The organism is Pseudoduganella sp. GW821-FHT11H04, from assembly GCF_058807935.1.
Genome location: NZ_JBXARE010000018.1, coordinates 62,027 through 80,160, shown reverse-complemented (window position 1 = coordinate 80,160; position 18,134 = coordinate 62,027). Strand labels below are relative to the sequence as shown.

Annotated in this window: 17 protein-coding genes; 8 read left to right on the top strand and 9 right to left on the bottom strand. The window is 62.4% G+C overall.

Annotated features, from left to right (window positions below; genetic code table 11):
- Positions 1-113 precede the first annotated feature (113 nt).
- From lysS to prfB, 3 genes are all read right to left on the bottom strand, one after another.
- A complete protein-coding gene (gene lysS / locus AC1RTP_RS25845) occupies positions 114-1,652 on the bottom strand; it encodes a lysine--tRNA ligase (RefSeq protein WP_498611511.1) in 1,539 nt (512 codons plus the stop codon).
- Between the two features lie 7 nt (positions 1,653-1,659).
- Positions 1,660-2,319 (bottom strand): HAD family hydrolase, encoded by a 660-nt coding sequence (locus AC1RTP_RS25840; protein ID WP_498611510.1) that lies wholly within the window; start codon positions 2,317-2,319, stop codon positions 1,660-1,662.
- A 3-nt stretch (positions 2,320-2,322) separates the two neighbouring features.
- Positions 2,323-3,427, bottom strand: a protein-coding gene (gene prfB / locus AC1RTP_RS25835; protein ID WP_498611509.1) for a peptide chain release factor 2 whose coding sequence is annotated in 2 segments (ribosomal slippage) — positions 2,323-3,345 and positions 3,347-3,427 — 1,104 coding nt in all. Because the reading frame shifts where the segments join, the coding sequence is not laid out codon by codon here.
- An 89-nt stretch (positions 3,428-3,516) separates the two neighbouring features.
- Here prfB and AC1RTP_RS25830 point away from each other — a divergent pair.
- Positions 3,517-5,490, top strand: coding sequence for a bifunctional 2',3'-cyclic-nucleotide 2'-phosphodiesterase/3'-nucleotidase (locus tag AC1RTP_RS25830; protein WP_498611508.1), 1,974 nt, complete (start codon positions 3,517-3,519; stop codon positions 5,488-5,490).
- Here AC1RTP_RS25830 and AC1RTP_RS25825 read toward each other — a convergent pair.
- The 4 genes from AC1RTP_RS25825 to AC1RTP_RS25810 form a co-directional block, all read right to left on the bottom strand.
- On the bottom strand, positions 5,487-7,031 hold the full coding sequence (locus AC1RTP_RS25825; protein WP_498611507.1) for a CocE/NonD family hydrolase: 1,545 nt from the start codon (positions 7,029-7,031) through the stop codon (positions 5,487-5,489). The two genes, AC1RTP_RS25830 and AC1RTP_RS25825, sit on opposite strands and share 4 nt — an antisense overlap.
- Positions 7,032-7,109: 78 nt before the next feature.
- On the bottom strand, positions 7,110-7,430 hold the full coding sequence (locus tag AC1RTP_RS25820) for a DUF2288 domain-containing protein (protein ID WP_498611506.1): 321 nt from the start codon (positions 7,428-7,430) through the stop codon (positions 7,110-7,112).
- 9 nt (positions 7,431-7,439) lie between these two features.
- Entirely contained in the window at positions 7,440-8,123 is a 684-nt protein-coding gene (locus tag AC1RTP_RS25815) for an RES family NAD+ phosphorylase (protein WP_498611505.1), read from the bottom strand.
- Positions 8,124-8,561: an MbcA/ParS/Xre antitoxin family protein gene (locus AC1RTP_RS25810; protein ID WP_498611504.1), complete on the bottom strand. Its 438-nt coding sequence runs from the start codon at positions 8,559-8,561 to the stop codon at positions 8,124-8,126.
- Positions 8,562-8,662: 101 nt separating this feature from the next.
- Here AC1RTP_RS25810 and AC1RTP_RS25805 point away from each other — a divergent pair, with 101 nt between their 5' ends.
- The 3 genes from AC1RTP_RS25805 to AC1RTP_RS25795 are packed head-to-tail and all read left to right on the top strand — an operon-like array spanning position 8,663 to position 11,365.
- Positions 8,663-10,111: a type VI secretion system baseplate subunit TssF gene (locus AC1RTP_RS25805; protein ID WP_498611503.1), complete on the top strand. Its 1,449-nt coding sequence runs from the start codon at positions 8,663-8,665 to the stop codon at positions 10,109-10,111.
- Positions 10,075-10,884 (top strand): type VI secretion system baseplate subunit TssG, encoded by an 810-nt coding sequence (locus AC1RTP_RS25800; RefSeq protein ID WP_498611502.1) that lies wholly within the window; start codon positions 10,075-10,077, stop codon positions 10,882-10,884. The genes AC1RTP_RS25805 and AC1RTP_RS25800 overlap by 37 nt, the downstream gene beginning before the upstream one ends.
- 31 nt (positions 10,885-10,915) lie before the next feature.
- A complete protein-coding gene (locus AC1RTP_RS25795) occupies positions 10,916-11,365 on the top strand; it encodes a YybH family protein (protein ID WP_498611501.1) in 450 nt (149 codons plus the stop codon).
- Here the strand turns inward: AC1RTP_RS25795 and recJ are convergent, their stop codons facing one another.
- On the bottom strand, positions 11,366-13,060 hold the full coding sequence (gene recJ / locus AC1RTP_RS25790) for a single-stranded-DNA-specific exonuclease RecJ (RefSeq protein WP_498611500.1): 1,695 nt from the start codon (positions 13,058-13,060) through the stop codon (positions 11,366-11,368).
- Positions 13,057-14,055 carry a hypothetical protein gene (locus AC1RTP_RS25785; protein ID WP_498611499.1) on the bottom strand — a complete coding sequence of 333 codons (999 nt, stop codon included), beginning with the start codon at positions 14,053-14,055 and terminating at the stop codon, positions 13,057-13,059. The genes recJ and AC1RTP_RS25785 overlap by 4 nt, the downstream gene beginning before the upstream one ends.
- Positions 14,056-14,120: 65 nt before the next feature.
- On the opposite strand from AC1RTP_RS25785, the gene AC1RTP_RS25780 reads away from it, so the two are divergent.
- From AC1RTP_RS25780 to AC1RTP_RS25765, 4 genes are read left to right on the top strand one after another with little or no spacing between them, the layout of a single operon-like run.
- A complete protein-coding gene (locus tag AC1RTP_RS25780) occupies positions 14,121-15,371 on the top strand; it encodes a lipoprotein-releasing ABC transporter permease subunit (RefSeq protein WP_498611498.1) in 1,251 nt (416 codons plus the stop codon).
- Positions 15,364-16,626 carry a lipoprotein-releasing ABC transporter permease subunit gene (locus tag AC1RTP_RS25775; RefSeq protein ID WP_498611497.1) on the top strand — a complete coding sequence of 421 codons (1,263 nt, stop codon included), beginning with the start codon at positions 15,364-15,366 and terminating at the stop codon, positions 16,624-16,626. The genes AC1RTP_RS25780 and AC1RTP_RS25775 overlap by 8 nt, the downstream gene beginning before the upstream one ends.
- The gene (lolD, locus tag AC1RTP_RS25770) at positions 16,619-17,296 is read left to right on the top strand and encodes a lipoprotein-releasing ABC transporter ATP-binding protein LolD (RefSeq protein WP_498611496.1); all 678 of its coding nucleotides are present in this window, start codon (positions 16,619-16,621) and stop codon (positions 17,294-17,296) included. Before AC1RTP_RS25775 ends, lolD begins: the two co-directional genes overlap by 8 nt.
- Positions 17,297-17,306: 10 nt before the next feature.
- Positions 17,307-18,110: a TatD family hydrolase gene (locus tag AC1RTP_RS25765; protein ID WP_498611495.1), complete on the top strand. Its 804-nt coding sequence runs from the start codon at positions 17,307-17,309 to the stop codon at positions 18,108-18,110.
- Positions 18,111-18,134: the final 24 nt, after the last annotated feature.

The window sequence follows — 18,134 nt, the reverse complement described above, 5'->3', positions numbered from 1 at the left end:
AGCCCGTGTCAACCTTGGGGTCAGGCCCTTAGGTTGCCACAGGCTCGGCCGTATACCTGCTGTGACCGTGTCAACCAAAGAGCCTGACCCCAAGGTTGACACGAGCTGGACTGTTAGTCTTCTTTGCGCAGGTGCGGGAAGAGCAGGACGTCGCGGATGTTCGGCGAGTCGGTCAGCAGCATCATCAGGCGGTCGATGCCGATGCCGCAGCCGCCGGCTGGCGGCATGCCGTATTCCAGGGCGCGGATGAAGTCTGCGTCGTAGTACATTGCTTCGTCGTCGCCGGCTTCTTTGGCTTTCATCTGGGCCAGGAAACGGGCCGACTGGTCTTCGGCGTCATTCAGCTCGGAGAAGCCGTTGGCGATTTCGCGGCCAACCATGAACAGTTCGAAGCGCTCGGTGATGCCTTCGCGGGTGTCGGAAGCGCGGGCCAGCGGGGACACTTCGATCGGGTAGTCGATGATGAAGGTCGGTTCCCACAGCTGCGCTTCGGCGGTTTCCTCGAACAGGGCCAGTTGCAGGGCGCCCAGGCCGGAGGTGGCGAATGGCTTCACGCCGAATTTCAGCAGTTCGGCTTTCAGGAAGTCCATGTCGTTCAGCTGCGCTTCGGTGTAGCCTGGCGCGTACTTGTTGATGGCGCCGCAGATGGTCAGGCGCTGGAACGGCTTGGACAGGTCCAGTTCTTTGCCGCCGTAGGTCAGCACGGCGCTGCCCTTGGCGTCGACTGCCGCCTGGCGGATCACTTTTTCGGTGAAGTCCATGATCCATTCGTAGTCGGTGTAGGCCGCGTAGAACTCCATCATGGTGAATTCAGGGTTGTGACGGACCGACACGCCTTCGTTACGGAAGTTGCGGTTGATCTCGAACACTCGGTCAAAGCCGCCAACCACCAGGCGCTTCAGGTACAGCTCGGGAGCGATACGCATGAACATCTGCATGTCCAGCGCGTTGTGGTGGGTGATGAAAGGCTTGGCCGACGCGCCGCCCGGAATCGGGTGCAGCATCGGGGTCTCGACTTCCATGAATTCGTTCGCTTCCATGAAGCGGCGGATCGAGGAGATCGCAGCGGTACGCGCCTTGAAGGTGCGGCGGGTTTCTTCGCTGGTGATCAGGTCGACGTAGCGCTGGCGGTATTTGGTTTCCTGGTCGGCCAGGCCGTGGAATTTGTCCGGCAGCGGGCGCAGGGCCTTGGTGATCAGCTTGATCTCGGAAACTTTGATGGTCAGTTCGTCGGTCTTGGTCTTGAACAGGGTACCGGTCACGCCCAGGATGTCGCCCAGGTCCCAGCCGCGGAAGGCTTCCATCGCCTCTTCACCTGTGGTGTCCACGGTGACGTAGATCTGGATACGGCCGTCGGCTTTCTGGCCGGAGGAGTCTTGCAGGGTGGCGAAAGCGGCTTTCTTGCCGGCTTCGCGGCGCAGCATCATGCGGCCAGCCAGGACCACGGACACCGGTTCGGCTTCCAGCTCTTCGCGGGTCTTGGCGCCGTACTGGATGTGCAGGTCGGCCGCTTTGTTCTGCGGACGGAAGTCGTTAGGGAAGGCGACGCTCTGTTTCTCGCGGATGGCGGCCAGCTTGGCGCGGCGCTCGGCGATGATCTTGTTGTCGTCCTGGCCTGGCGCCTGGTCTTGCACTTGGTTTTCCGTAGTCATGGTTGGTTTAGTTTGTCAGTTTATTGATGTCGATTTCGCTGAAGTCGCGTGCAATGCAGATCACATTGTCGAAAGCACTGAACGCTTCAGCAGGCAAAGTGGTTGTCAGGACGACGCAGCGCATGCCGGCTCGGCGCGCTGCCTCAACGCCCAGGGGCGCGTCCTCGAACACGATGCAGTTCGCCGGATCGGCGCCGCAGCGTTCGGCGGCCAGCAGGAACACGTCGGGTTCCGGCTTGCCGCGTTTGACGTCGGCGGCGCCGACGATGGTGTCGAACAGTTCGCGCACGCCCAGGCCGTCCAGCGTGAAGTCCACGTTGCTTTGCGGGGCGGCGGTGCCGACTGCCAGGCGGATGCCGGCAGCTTGCGCTGCGCTTACCAGGGCGCCGAAGCCTTCAACGGCGCGCAGGTGCGGTGCGTAGATCTCGCGGTACAGCACTTCCTTTTCGTCGATCAGGGCCGGAATGTCATCGTGCGCCAGGTCCTCGCCGAGGAATTGACGCATGATTTCGTGCCCTGTGCGGCCGGCGGTGGCGGCAAAGAATGCCGTTTCGTCGACAGCATGGCCGCGGCGGCCGAAGAATTCCAGCCACGAGCGGGTGTGGAATCCCATGTTGTCGACGATGGTGCCGTCCATGTCGAAGATGAAGGCGTGCTGCTGCGTCATCGCTTAGATGCCTTGCTTCAGGGACGCGGAGATGAAGTCGTCCAGGTCGCCGTCCAGCACCTTGCCGGTATTGCCGGTTTCGAAGCCGGTGCGCAGGTCCTTGATGCGGGACTGGTCCAGCACGTAGGAACGGATCTGGTGGCCCCAGCCCACGTCGGTCTTGGAGTCTTCCAGCGACTGCTGCTCGCTCATGCGCTTGCGCAGTTCCAGTTCGTACAGCTTGGCCTTCAGCATGTCCATCGCTTCGGCCTTGTTGCGGTGCTGGGAACGGTCGTTCTGGCACTGCACCACAATACCGGACGGGCCGTGGGTGATACGCACCGCGGAGTCGGTCTTGTTAATGTGCTGGCCACCGGCGCCGGACGCGCGGTAGGTGTCGATACGCAGGTCGGCCGGGTTGATCTCGATCTCGATCGAGTCATCGACTTCCGGGTACACGAACAGCGACACGAAGGAGGTGTGGCGGCCGCCAGCCGAGTCGAATGGCGACTTGCGGACCAGGCGGTGAACGCCGGTTTCGGTGCGCAGGTGGCCGTAGGCGTATTCGCCCTCGATCTTCAGGGTAGCGGTCTTGATGCCCGCAACCTCGCCCTCGGATTCTTCCAGCACTTCGGCCTTGAAGCCTTTGCGGTCGCAATAGCGCAGGTACTGGCGCAGCAGCATGGAGGCCCAGTCCTGGGCTTCGGTACCGCCGGCGCCGGCCTGGATGTCGACGAAGCAGTTGTTCGGGTCCATCGGGTTGCTGAACATACGGCGGAATTCCATGGTCTCGATGACCTGCTGGATTTCGGCGGTATCGGCGATCACGGCTTCCAGCGTGTCGTCGTCATTCTCTTCCTTGCCCATGTCGAACAGTTCGCCCATGTCGCGCAGGTCCGATTCGGCCTTCTGCAGGGTCAGGACGACGCCTTCAAGGGATTTCTTTTCGCGGCCCATGTCCTGGGCTTTTTTCGGGTCATTCCAAACGGCCGGATCTTCGAGTTCGGCGTTCAGTTGTTCCAGTTTCTCCGACTTCTTATCGAAGTCAAAGATACCTCCGAAGTTCGGCTTCGCGGGTGGTCAGGTCCGCGAGCAGTTTGGCGAGGGAATTGATGCGTTCAGCTTCCATGATCTTCTGCTTTTCTAAATGTGAAATCAAACCGTGAATTATACCTCGGAATGCCCCGCGCCGGGGCGGCGGAGGGTATTATCCGCCCCATGAGAAATTATCCCCTTGCCATTGCGGCGGCGCTGCTCGCGGCGTGCAGCCATTTGCCGCCTCCGGAAAGCCGCGCCACCCTTGCCGTCCTGGAAACAAGCGACCTGCATGCCAATGTGCGTAGTTATGATTATTACAAGCTAGCGCCGGATGCTTCGCTCGGCCTTGAGCGAACTGCGACGCTGATCCGCCAGGCGCGGCGTGAATTCCCCAATTCCCTACTGCTCGACAATGGCGACACCATCCAGGGCACGGCCCTGGGCGACTACCAGGCGCTGGTGGCTCCGGTCGGCTGCGGCCAGCCGCTGGCTGTCTACAAGGCTATGAATGCACTGGGTTACGAAGGCGGCACGGTCGGCAACCACGAATTCAACTGGGGGCTGGACTTTCTAGGCCAGGTCACTGCCAGCCGCTTTGGCGAGCTAGGGGCGTCATCGCGCGCCCAGCCCTGTGCGGGACCGGCTTTCCCCATCGTGCTGGCAAATGTGGTCGACGCGCGGACCGGGGAACCGCTGTTCGAGCCTTACCGCATCCTCGACAAGCGTGTCTCGGCGAGCGGACCGGATGGCAAGCCGTTCGAGACGACCGTCAAAGTGGGGATCATCGGTTTCACGACGCCTGCCATCATGGGCTGGGACAAGCGTTGGCTGGAAGGCCGCGTGCGTGCCGAGGGCTGGCGTGAGGCGGCGCAGCGCTATATCCCCGAAATGCGTGCAAAAGGCGCGGAAGTGATCGTGGCGATCTCGCATGGTGGACTGGACGGCAAGGCCTATGCACCGGCCATGGAAAACGGCAGCTGGCATCTCGCCCAGGTGGCCGGCATCGATGCGCTATTGCTTGGCCACTCGCACGAGGTATTCCCGAATGCATCCAGCAAGGTGGCCGACTTCAACCTGCCGCAGGTCGACAAGGCGCGGGGCAGGGTGAATGGGGTGCCGGCGGTAATGCCGGGCTTGTGGGGTAAGTACCTGGGCGTGATCGAGCTTTCGCTGCACCATGATGGCAAGCGCTGGATTGCCAACGCCGACGCAGCGCGCGTGGAGACCCGCAGCATCCAGCGCGCCGACCGCAGCTTCGTGGAGCCGGATGCGCAGATCGCGGCGCTGGTGAAGGCGGAGCACGAAGCCGCCATCGCCTATGTCAAGACGCCGATCGGCGAGACGGACTTTCGCATGTCGGCCTATTTTGCAGACGTGGGCGATGTATCTGCGATCCAGGTGGTGAACCAGGCTCAGGCCGACTACGTGCTGCGCTATGTGCAGGCCAGCCTGCCGCAATACGCGCAATTGCCGGTGCTATCGGTCTCGGCCCCGTTCAAGACCGGTGCGGCGGGCGTGGCGGATTACACCGATGTAGCGCCGGGCACCATGGCATTGAATAACGCCGCCGACCTGTATCTTTACCCGAACGACCTGCATGCCGTGAAGGTGGACGGCGCTAGCCTTAAGGCGTGGCTGGAGCGGGCTGCGGGTCGCTTCAACCAGATCGACCCATCGCGCAGCGAGCCGCAGGAGTTGGTGAATATCGGCTTCCCGGGCTTCAACTTCGACGTGCTGACCGATCCCGATGTGCGCTACCAGATCGACGTGACGCAGCCGCTTGGCCAGCGCATCAAAGGCCTGTCCTGGCGAGGCCAGCCGGTACGCGCGGAGCAGGAATTCATCGTCGCGACCAACAACTTCCGCGCCAGCGGGGGCGGCGGATTCCCTGGACTGGATGGCAGCAAGACCATTTTCTCGTCACCGGACAACAACCGCACAGTGCTGATCGACTACCTGAAGAAAGTGCGGCGAGTGACCCGCGCGGCCAACGGCTCCGCGCGCAGCTGGAGCTTTGCGCCGGTCAAAACGCGCGGCCCGGTGATATTCCGCTCAGCCCCCGGCAAGCTGGCGCTGGCGCGCGAAGCTGGCCTGGGATTTGTGCGGGAGCTGTCAGCCGACGGGCAGTACGAGATTTTGCTGGAAGGGCGTTAGCTGGCTTTGAGGGACTTGAGACGCTCTGCAGCGTTAAGGTTCTTTGGATTCAGCTCGAGCGAGCGCTGGTAATTGCGAACGGCATCTTCACGCAATCCAGCTGCGGCTTGCGCTTCACCCAGGCTATCGAACAGGTTCGCGTCTTCCGGGATCAACTGCGTGCCAAACTGGAAAATAGCGATGGATTCTTTCTGCTTGCCCATGCGTAGCAGAGCGTAGCCCCAATCGTTGATTGAGTCTGCGTCGAGGGTGAAGGTGGCGCCTTTGCCCTGGAACTCTTTATAAATCGCATGCGCCTGGTCGAAGCCGCGCGTTGCCAGTTGTGCCGCAAACGCTTCGCGGTTCAGCGGGGCTGATTTGGCGCGGCGCAGGTCCATGGACATCATGTGAGGAGGCACGCCGTTGGCGCCTGGTTTCTTTTCCAGGAAGGCTGCGGCGCTGGCATCCTGCTTCAAGTAGGCGTCGAGGAAGCGCAGTACATAACGCGATACCCAGCCATAGGCGGTTGACACCTCGTCACGCGTGTATTCGCCCAATGCCGGCTCGGGAAGGAAGCGCAGGTTGTCGGATGCGAAATGGCCGTGCGTCATGGGATGCATGGTGGCGATCATGACATCGCTATACACCATTTTGTTCAGCAGGTTATACGAGGTGTTGGCGCTCTTGCGATTCAGGGTTTCCAGCGTGGCTGGTTGCTGGGCGAAGAAAATCAGGGGAACCGTCAGGCGCGCTGGGTTCACGTATTGGATGGCGTCTTTTCCGCCGTCCACCATTTGCGGGAAGTAGCGCACCGACCCATCCAGTGCGACCAGGGCCTTGATGCGGTTATCGCGCGCGGCAGCGACGACATTCGCCAGTCCGCCCCAGCTGAAGCCGGCGACGGCGATCTGGTTCATGTCAGCTTGCTTCATTGTCGCGGCATGGGAGATCAGGTAGCCGATGTCGCTGGCCTGCGTCTCCACGCCTTCGATATCGGTTGTCATTGAACGCGACTGGCTACCCTGGGATGCGCTTGCGACGACGATGTAGCCATGGCTGGCCAGGTATTCGCACAGGTCGGCGTTCTCGCTGGCAGCGGCGCTATAGCTCGGCGCATAGATCACCACCGGGAATTTGCCGCTCTTTTCGGCTGCGTCGCGCATTGCCAGCATTGGCTGCGCCAGCACTTTCGCGGTTAGTGGAAACTGCGCCTGGTTGTCGGCGATGCGATGCGCCGTAGCGCGCTTCACTGCTGCTGCATCCAGCGTGAAATCGTCTTCGGTGGCGCGGGTCGTCAGGTAGTCCTCGAAGGTGACGTGCTTGGCACTGGAAGCAGCGGCCGGATACCAGACCAGCATCTGCATCGGGCGCGCACGCTCGCCGTAACTCGGCTGCCCGGTGACCGTTGAGACGCGAGACTTAAATACGCGCGACTTGTCGTATTGCTGGATGACCTTCAGCCCTACAGCGTGGGGACCGGGTTCGTTCTTGAATTCGAAAGTCTCGGCTGCATGGGCAATGCCAGCGGCCAGGAGGAGCAGGGCAAGCAGGGGACGGAACATGTTCGGCGGGATTAGTTGGGGAGCGCCGAGTATATCTGCGGGGGCGCTCCCCGAATCTCACCTATTGTCACTTCACCATCAATGCGGCTGACGTTTTTCCTGCTGCACGAGGATGAAGGGGCTGACCACGCTGGCCCACAGGTTGGCGTCGCTGGCGATCCATTCCTGGCATTGCTCGTCGGAGACCTTGGCAACCTGGCCGGCATTCATCCAGGCCGAGATGCTGGCCTTGTCGTCATGGGCGATACGTACGGCGACGTCCACCAGGTCCAGTTCATCGGCCACCCACACCACATTGCCCTGGGCGAAGTGCTTGAGCAGTTCGCTCCATGGGATGCGGGCGGTTTCGCGGTTTACTTTGGCGCGGAGTTCCGCGTCTTTTTCGGGGTTCAGCTGCATTTTTTACTCTTAAATCGGGGGAATCTGCTCGACGATGGCCGCCGGCGAACCCCGCCATGTTAACCGATACGCCGGGCCTTTGCGAACATTGCCTACCAGGGCAGGGCGGAAGCAGGCGAGGTTGGTGCCGCCCGCGCGCCGTACGCTTGGGTAGATAATGCCGGTCGAACCTTCGGCCAGCAGCCCGCGCGCCAGGCGCTGCGACGCGACGTAGCTGTCCGGGTCCAGGCAATCGGCGTACTGCGGCTGCCCGCAGATGTCGTGGAACTGGGCGCTGAAGTCCGACAGCAAGGCCTGGTAGCTCACGCTGTCGTCAAAGCGGTCGATTTCAGCGTATTCCACGGTTTTATGGAAGATCACTTCCGCCAGCGCCGTTTCATGCTCGAAGGCGCAATACCATGCCCCGCGCTGGCCGTCGTTGAAGCGGCTTCCCTGCGGGCGTGCGTAAGTGAAGGCGGCGTTGATGCTGCGGTAATTGGGTACGTAATAAACCAGTTCTTCGATGCCGATGCCGAGCGCGCCGCCGTGTTCGGCGCGCAGCCGGGCATTGGTGGCGTTATCGAGTTCAAAAAGCTGCTGCAGCTCGGCGTCGTTATCGGCGAGGGCGGACAGCACGGAATCTTCTTTATCGACGAAGCGCGACGGGATCAGGCGCACGGTGTCGAATTGGCGCAACAGGCGGAATGGCGGCAATTACAGGCCTCCGCGTCGAGCGTCGAGCAACTGGCGCACCGTTTGCATGGCGAGCAGGCCGCCGGCTTCCATGTAGTCCAGCGGCGTGCGGCCGCCGAAAATGCTGTTGCGGTTGGCCAGGCTGACCCATTCATCGGCCAGCTTGTCGCCGTAAATGATGTGCAGCGACTTGTAGATGCCCAGCAGGTAGGAAATGCGCGTGATGCGGTCGACTTCCAGTACCCGGTCGGGGTGCTTTTTCCATTCGTAGAAGGCGCTGCTGGACAGGCCGCCCAGCAGTTCGCGGGCGTCGTCGTCGCGCAGTTTCCAGGCGGCGGCCAGCTTGAAAAAGCCCTTGAGGGCCGCTTGCGACAGGCGCTCGCGTTCTTCCTTGCGGCTCAGGTCGACTGGTGTCGGGATGGCGTATTCGCTGTTGGGGTAGGCAAAGGCGGGATTCATATGTCCTCCGTTTATGGATTATTTATACTCCATTTCCGTGTTGTTTGCAAGCTTTGTGCGGTGTCAAAGGGTTGGAGGCTGCCTGCTGGCAATATTGCACGATGGAGAAAATTCTTCCCGTACTGGAGGGGCAGCTGAGACGATTCCGGCGCAATGCCGCATGGCTTGGGGCGGCGCATCCTCTTCTGGCTCGGCAATTGGGGACGCAGGCGGCGGCGCCGGATGCCGATGTCGACCGCTTGGTCCAGGGAGTTGCTTTGCTTCATGCCCGCACGGAGCTTGCCTTGCAACGCGCCCGCTGGCGGCAGGATGAGGGCTTGCTTGAGTTGCAATTTCCGGATCAGTTGCGGCCATTTCCGGCGTGCCAGGTCGCGCCAGCCCCGGACGAGGCACAACTGGCGATCGCTGACGCACGGTATTGCGCTGGCCGCGATGCGATGATTGAGCTGGATATCGACGCCGGTCCCCTCGGCGCGCCTGTCGCAAGCAATATCTACATCGACGGCGATGCGGGATTTAGTGCTGCGTTAAGGAGCGCTCTGCTGGGCGAAGGGGCATTGGCGGGTCACCCGGCAATTCTCCGGCTCCGGTGCGGCGCTGAGCTTGCGCTGCCATCCTGGCCTTTCGAGCCGACCGGCCTCGACCCGGATCAAGCGCTGCTTCCGCGTCCGCCCGGTGCGCATGCGGGACTGGCGCTGCTGCGGGAGTACTTCACCTTTCCCGCGCGCTTTAACGTGCTGAGGCTTGAGTTGCCGGAGTTCGACAGCCCAGGGCGCTATACCTTGCGGCTGCCGGCGCCCGGCCATCAAGCACCCGCCGCACGACTGCTCGAAACGCTGCGCGCCGAGCATTTGCGTGCTGGTTTGCGCGCGCAGGCCGACCTTCGGCGGATTGCGGCATCGCCGGTCCTCCTGGATGGAAGCCAAAGCGAATACCTGCTGTCGGTTCCACCGGAATTGGAAATCTTCTGCGTCGACAGGGTCCGTGTCGACGGTGCGGCATGCAGCGGATGGACCGTACGCCGCGTGGACGGTGCGCCGCCAGGTTACGAATGGCGCGTTGCCTTCGAAGGCGCGACCGCCCGGCGGGATGGCGCTGTCGGATCGATTGACGTCACCTGCTGCGAGCGTGCCTCCGTGCTGGGGCGGGCGACACGCGGGGCCGGTTGCCGCTGGCGCTTGAACTCCCTGCTGGCGTTGGAGCAGGTGTCGCTCGAAGCCAGCGCCATACGCGAACTTATGGCGACCCAGGCCATCAACAATTCAGCGCCCGCGCAGGCGATCATCGCTGCGGTACTTGCACTCGACGTTCGACCGGCGTTGCTGCCCATCGGGCGCGCGGCGCCATTGCAGGGGACGGAGCTGCGCCTGAGCGTCGACGAAACGGCATTTGCTGGCTGCGGCTTGCTGCTGTTCGCGCAGGTCATGGACCGCTTTTTCGCCGAATGCACCCACATCAACACATTTACCCGGCTGGTGCTGGCTTCCGCGAAAACCGGGGAGGAGCTGATTCGATGCAAAGCGAGGAATGCCAGCCTTGTGCTGGAGTGAGCGCGGAAAACGCCCACCGCTACAATTTCTTCCATCTGGCAGGACAGCTAGGCGCGGCGGAATGGCGCAACGGGCTGTCGCTGGCCTTTCCGCCCAGCGAAGTCGCCGCGCTCGATGGCAACGCAGTCACGTCCGCCTGCTTTGGCTTGCTCGGCATGGCAGGGGCCCTTCCTTACCATTACTCGGAAGCGATTGCCCGTAACGGCGGCACAGCTGCGCGAGATTTCATGGACCTGTTGTCCGCGCCGGCCATCGACGCCTTCTGCGCTGCCTGGCGCGAGGGGCGGCCGGAGTACACGCCTTTGCCGGTTTTGCACGCACATCGTGGCCCGCTGCGGGCACGCGCGCTGGGGGAGAAGCTATCTCAAGTACTTGGCGTTCCGGTGCGCGTGGAACAATTCGCCGGGCAGTGGGACAGCTTGCCGGCCGGACAGCGAAGTGCCCTCGGCAGCGGCAACGCCTGCTGCGGCGAGGGAGCGCTGCTTGGCGAGCGTCTGTGGCGGCTCGATAGCGCAGTGAGAATCCATGTCGGCCCGCTTGGCAGCCTGGCCGCCAAGGCATTCCTGCCCGGTGCGCGCTGCGCCCTGGCCCTGGCGCAGCTTTGGCGCAGTGCAGATGGCGATGGCAGCCTGCAGGCTGAAGCCCGCATCCACTTGCAGGCCGGTGCAGGTGGCGGTGTCATGCTGGGCGCTGGGGCGCGATTGGGACATGACGCGCTGCTCACGATGGCGGCAACCGGCGAGAGGGATGACTTGCGTTACCGTCTTTGCTAGGATGGGTCACCCAAGCAATCGAGGAGGCAAGATGAAAAAGATGGTCCTGCTGGCGCTGGCCGCGTCAATTGCCTGTGGCGGTGCTTTTGCGGCGTCCGGCAACGCTGAATTGAAGCAGCAAGTGGCTGACACCGAGCGCGCCTTCGCAGCCACGATGGCAAAGCGCGACCACCAGGCCTTTGTGTCTTTCCTCTCGGATGAGGCGATTTTCTACAACGGCCCGAATGTCCTGCGCGGTAAGGAAGCCGTCGCCGCAGATTGGAAGAAGCGCTATGAGAAGCCCGAAGCGCCATTCAGTTGGGAGCCCGACCAAGTCGAGGTGCTGGACTCCGGTACGCTCGCCCATTCTTCCGGCCCGGTGCGCGACCCGCAAGGGAAAATCATCAGCCGCTTTAACTCTGTGTGGCGCCTTGAGGCGCCCGGCAAATGGCGAATCGTGTTCGACAAGGGCGAGCGCGTTTGCGACTGCGCCAAGCCCTGATCAAGCTGATTCTGCGTGCTCCACCAGAAGCTGGACGCGGGTAACGCCGTTGTATTCGTTGGCATCCAGGCGGAACGCAACGCGCGCACGCTCGCCCAGGGCGTCGGTATGGCCGAACCAGATCGCGTCGTAACGCACGCCGTTCTTCTCCAGCATCAGCTTGAGGTGGCGGTCTTTCAGGATACGCTGGCTTAACACCCGGAATTCATCGCAGAACACGGGCGGTGCAAAGCCCTGGCCCCATACCTGGCCATCCAGCAGTTCGATGAACTGGGTGGTGTAGCAGTTCGCTTCCAGCGGGCCGTCGGTCTCGACCACGCGCTCCAGCTGCGATTCGCTGAGCCAGGATTTGCCGATCGCCTCGAAAGCGGCGCAAAAATGCTCGAAGGCCTCGGCGCGCAGGCTCAGGCCCGCTGCCATGGAGTGGCCGCCGAATTTATCGATCAGCCCTGGCGCACGCTTGGAGACCAGGTCTAGCGCATCGCGCAGGTGGAATCCGGGAATCGAGCGCCCGGAGCCTTTGATCATGCCGTCGCCAGCCGGGGCAAAAGTGATGGTCGGGCGATAGAAGCGTTCTTTCAGGCGCGAGGCCACAATGCCGATCACGCCCTGGTGCCAGCTATCGTCGTACACGCAGATCGTGCTGCTGTCGGCCGGCTGGAAGTCGTCCAGGTGGAGCAAGGCCGTGTCCTGCATCTCGGCCTCGATCTCGCGCCGTTTCAGGTTGATGTCGTTCAGTTGCTGCGCCAATTCCCAGGCGCGCGTTTCATCGTCCGTAATCAGGCACTCGATTCCCAGCGACATATCTTCCAGGCGGCCGGCGGCGTTCAGGCGCGGGCCAAGCGAGAAGCCAAGGTCGATAGGCGAGGCAGTGCGCGAAGAACGGCCGGCAACGCGGAACAGGGCCGCTACGCCGGCGTGCATGTCGCCGCGGCGCATGCGCTTCAGGCCTTGCGCCACCAGGATGCGGTTGTTTGGGTCGAGCTTGACCACGTCGGCCACGGTGCCCAGGGCTACCAGGTCGAGCAGGCGGTCGAGCTTGGGCTGGGTCTGGGCGTCGAAAACGCCGCGGCGTCGGAGTTCGGCGCGCAGCGCCAGCAGCACATAGAACACCACGCCTACACCGGCCAGGTTCTTGGAAGGGAAACCGCAGGCTGGCTGGTTGGGGTTCACGATCACACGGGCGTCCGGCAGGGTGTCGCCCGGCAGGTGGTGGTCGGTCACCACCACGTCGATGCCGCGCCGTTTGGCTTCTTCCACGCCTTCGATGCTGGCGATGCCGTTATCGACGGTGATGATGATGTCGGGCTTTTTCTCGCGAGCGGTCAGTTCGACAATTTCCGGTGTCAGCCCGTAGCCATATTCAAATCGGTTCGGCACGATGAAGTCGACATTGGCGCCCATGGAGCGAAGGCCGCGAAGTGCGGTCGCACAGGCGGTGGCGCCGTCGCAGTCATAGTCGGCCACGATCACCATGCGTTTGCCGGCGGCGATTGAGTCGGCCAGGAATTCGGCGGCGCGGTCGATGTGCAGCAGGCCGGCTGGCAGGATCAGTGCTGCCAGTTCGCTGGACAGGTCTGTCGGATTGCTCAAGCCGCGTGCGGCGAACAGGCGGGCCAGGACAGGGTGTATTCCGCCCTCGCGCAGCTTTTCGGCTTCTTGCGGCGGGCAGGGACGGATGGCGATACGGGTCATTGCGAGAGATTCTTCAGGTTCTGTGCGCGCCAGAATTTGCGCAGGGCGGATTTGCTGGTGCGGATCTCGGTCCAGCCATCGCGGCCGGTCAAAATCAGGGTCAATTCTTCGGTACGGCCATCGCGCATGGCGGCAAGCAGGGGGGCGAACCAGTCGTTCTCCAGCTGCTGCACAGCGCCCAGCCAGGCGCCCCAGTCGTTACCCGTGCCCATTGGGATCAAATGAGGCAGGACGATGGTGCCGGTTTGGCCCGGCGCCGCTGGTTTGCCGGGCGTGGCAAGGGCAGCCAGCCAGGAAGGCGGTTTGCCTGCCGGGCCGGCGGCGGGCCAGTTGGCTACTGCGATGTCGCGCGCGGACGCGGTCGCCGGAGCGCTTGCGCCGCCCCACATCCAGAACGAATTCACTGGCGCCAGGCCGCGCAGCTGGCGGGCCTCGTTGACGGGATGCTCGTGCCACAGCATCTGGATTTCGTTTTGCAGCTTTTTGAACGCCAGGGCGGTCGGCCCGGCCGGCATCCAGTCCGCCAGGTTGCTGCCCATGGCCGCATCGGGGGAGGCCGCTTCCAGGCCCTGCCAGCCGTCTGCACGCATGAACCAGGTTTCAGCATCGCCCCAAACCAGTTCGTCGAAGTACGGTTTCGCCAGGTCGAACAGAACTCGGGAATCCGCTTCATCCAGCCGCAGGCGGCGCGAATCGGCCAGCACCAGGTGATTGCGGGCGAGCTGGATATGGACGGGATGGACGATAAACCAGTGGCCTCCCGCAGGGGCCATGCCAAAGCCGCGCATTACCGCAGCCGCAAGGGCGCCGCACTCGCGGGCGAGCCATGCCTCATGGGGCAATACCCGGCTATCCTCGTCCGCAGCGTGCTTTTTTAGCAAGTTATTGCGCGACAGGAGAGCGGCAAGGGCAGGGGCCTGCAAGTTGCGGGAGAGTTCCGGAGCCAGTTCGGCTGGCGGCAATGCAAAGGGAAGGACGACGGTTGTGGAAGCCATGCGGCATTGTAGTGGAATCTCTTTATATGGCAAACTGCGGGCTTTACTGTGTCAATTTAATAAAAATGCCGTTTGAATGGCTGGTTGGCTTGCGCTACACGCGCGCAGGCAAGCGCAATGGGCGCAATAGCTTCATCTCCTTCATTTCCGCGATTTCGATGGCAGGCATCGGGCTAGGCGTCACCGCCCTGATTGTCGTGCTGTCGGTCTATAACGGTTTCCAGACGGTGGTGACCGACCGCATGGTCTCGGTGCTGGGGCACGTGGAAGTCTATGAAGTAAGTGGTCTTGGCCTGGGCGACTGGCACGCCGTCGCCGCCGATGCCGCCCGCAATCCGCAGGTGAAGGGCGTTTCGCCGTTCATCGAGATGCAGGGGATGCTGGTGCATGGCGGCGATCATTTGCGCCCATCGATCGTGCGCGGCATCCTGCCGGGCGAAGAGCCTAAAGTGTCCGAGATCGGGAAGCAGATGAAAGCGGGGAGCCTGGACGTGCTGCAGCCGGGCGCTTTCAACATCATCCTGGGCGCCGAGCTGGCGAAGGAACTGGAAGCCAAGCTGGGCGACCGCATAGCCCTGGCCATGTCGCAAGGGAATTCAGTGCAGAATATGACCCCGGTCATGCGTTCCTTCACCGTGGCCGGTACTTTCGAGGTGGGCCATAATGAATTCGACTCCGGGCTGGCCCTGGTTCACCTTGACGATGCGCAGCAAATCATCAATGCCGAGGGCCCGTTCGGCCTGCGCCTGCGCCTGCAGGATATGCAGAAGGCGCCAGAGGTGGCGGCCGAACTGCGCTCTTCGCTGCAGGGCCGCCTGGTGGTGCGCGACTGGACCAAGCTCAATTCGCTCTGGTCCGCTGCGGTGAAGTCGCAGAAGAACATGATGTTCATTATCCTGACCCTGATCATCGCGGTGGCCGCGTTCAACCTGGTTGCGACCCTGGTGATGACGGTGACGGACAAGCAGGCCGATATCGCCATCCTCCGCACCTTGGGCGCCTCGCCATTTTCGATCATGAAGATCTTTGTCGTGCAGGGAGCGCTGGTTGGCGTGATGGGCACGGCCATTGGCGTGGCTTGCGGCGTGCTGCTGGCATTGAACGTCGGCCCTATCGTGAGCGGGATTGAAAGCCTGTTCGGTGTGCACTTCCTGTCCAAGGAAATCTATTTCATCAGCGCCGTGCCTTCGGATCTGCGCTGGGGCGACGTGGGGACGATCGGGGCAACGTCCTTGCTGCTGGCATTTATTTCGACCCTGTATCCAAGCTGGCGGGCAGCCCGCATCAAACCTGCGGAGGCCCTGCGCTATGAGTAAGAACCTGCCATTCGAATGGATCGTTGGCCTGCGCTATACCCGCGCGGGCAAGCGTAGCGGGCGAAATAGCTTTATTTCCTTCATTTCGCTCATCTCAGTCAGCGGCATTGCGCTCGGCGTTGCGGCCATGATCATCATCCTGTCGGTAATGAACGGCTTCCGCAAGGACGTGACGGGCCGCATGTTGTCGGTGCTGGCCCACGTGGAAGTGTTCGAGCGTGGCTCCAGCTTGCCGGACTGGCAAGACCTGGCGAAGAAGCTGCAAACCAATCCCGAAGTGAAAGGCACGGCGCCGTTCGTTCAGATTGAAGCCATGCTGTCGCACGGCGGAGAAGCGCTGCGTCCGTCCGTAGTGCGCGGCGTATTGCCGGAGCAGGAGCCAAACGTTTCGGACCTGGTGCGGACCACGCGTTATGGCAGCTTTAACGACTTGAAACCGGGTGAATTCCGTATTGTGCTGGGTATCGACCTGGCGCGCGCACTGCAGGTGAACCTGGGTGACAAGGTGACCATGGTGCTGCCGCAGGGGACCGTGACTCCCGCCGGCATCCTGCCGCGCATGCGTACTTTTACCGTGGCTGGCGTGTTCATGGCGGGGCACCCGAAATTCGACGATAGCCTGGCATTCATCCACATTGAAGATGCACAAAGGCTGATGCGCCTGGAAGGACCTGCCGGCCTGCGGCTGCGCCTGGCCGATATGCATCGCGCGCCGGAAGTGGCTGGCGAGCTGCAAAAGCTGGTTCCGAAGGAAATTACTGTACGGGATTGGTCAAAACTCAATGCGACCTGGTTCGCAGCGGTGCAAACTGAAAAACGCATGATGTTCGTGGTGCTGGCGCTGATCGTTGCGGTGGCGGCTTTCAACCTGGTGTCCACCTTGGTTATGACTGTGACGGACAAGCAGGCCGATATCGCCATCCTGCGCACCATTGGCGCTTCGCCTAGTTCGATCCGGAAGATCTTCGTGATCCAGGGCGCGCTGGTCGGCCTGCTCGGCGCGGCGCTCGGCGTAGCAGGCGGTGTGCTGGTGTCGGTGAACATCGACGTCATTGTTCCATTTATTGAAAACCTCTTGGGAGTGCAATTCTTGCCGAAGGATATTTACACAATTAGCTCGGTGCCATCTGATATGCATTGGTCCGATGTCGGGATCATTGGTGTGGTGGCTGTGCTGCTGGCCTTCGTGGCAACCCTCTATCCAAGCAGCGCGGCTGCCAACGTTAAACCTGCGGAGGCCCTGCGCTATGAATGATGTACTGAGCTGCCGCAATCTCGGCAAGACCTTCACCCAGGGAAATTACGTGGTGAAGGTGCTGGAAAATATCAACCTGTCGGTGCAACGCGGCGAGCGAGTGGCGATTGTCGGCGCTTCCGGCTCCGGCAAGTCGACGCTGCTGCATCTGCTGGGCGGGCTGGATACCCCAAGCACCGGCAATGTGGTGCTGAAAGGCGAGGACTTCGCCAAGCTCAGCGAAGCCGGCCGCGGCGACTTGCGCAACCTCGAATTGGGCTTCGTTTACCAGTTCCACCATCTGCTGCCGGAGTTTTCGGCGCTGGATAACGTCGCGATGCCGCTGCTGATCCGCCGGGTCAAGCGCGCCGATGCCGAGCGCCAGGCGCAGGAAATGCTGGCCCGCGTGGGACTGGCCAAGCGCGTGACCCACGTGCCGGGCGAGCTGTCCGGCGGCGAACGTCAGCGCGTGGCGCTGGCGCGAGCGCTAGTGACGCAACCGGCCTGCGTACTGGCCGACGAACCGACCGGTAACCTGGATCATGGGACGGCGGAGCAGGTGTTCGACCTGATGCTGGAGCTGTCGCGTACCTTGGGCACTGCTTTCATCATCGTGACCCACGATTCAGGCTTGGCCGAGCGCTGCGACCGCATGCTGCGCCTGACCGATGAAGGCCTGAACCCTGGATAAGAGGCGCGCCATGTGGATCGACACCCATTGCCATCTTGATGCCCATGAATTCGGTGACCGTTCGCTGGCGCTGGCTGCAGATGCGCAGGCTCGCGGCGTGGGCATGGTGGTGATTCCGGCGGTCGACCGTGCCAACTTTTCGGTTGTGCGCGAGCTGGCGCACCAGGCGCCGAATGCCAGCTATGCATTGGGCATTCACCCGATTTATGTGCCGCACGCGATGGAGGAAGATCTGGCCGCGTTGCGCGCAGCCGTTGCGGAAGCGATGACCGATCCGCACTTTGTGGCGATTGGCGAGATCGGACTCGATTTCTTTATTCCCATGCTGTGCGAGCCGGAGATGCGCGAGAAGCAGGTGTACTTCCTGCGCGAGCAGCTCAAGATCGCACGCGATTTTGAGTTGCCGGTGCTGTGCCATGTACGCAAGTCGCAGGATCAGGTGCTGAAGCATGTGCGCCAGGTTGGCCCGGCGGGCGGCATTGCTCACGCCTTCAACGGCAGCTTCCAGCAGGCGCAGGCTTATATCGATGCCGGGTTCAAGCTTGGCTTTGGCGGCAACCTGACCTTTACCCGTGCGCTCCAGATCCGCCGCCTGGCGACGGAACTGCCGCTTTCTTCTATCGTCGTTGAGACCGATGCGCCGGATATAGCTCCTTCTTGGGTGCATCCGGGCGTGAACACCCCAGCTGAAGTGGCGGGGATTGGCGAGGCGCTTGCCAGCCTGCGGGGGAATGCTCCCGATATCGTCGCCAGGGCGACTACCCAGAATGCTTTAGACGTCATGCCGCGCTTGCGGGCCTTGTTGGCCGCCTGACAGGCAAGGCCGCCGGGGAGGGGA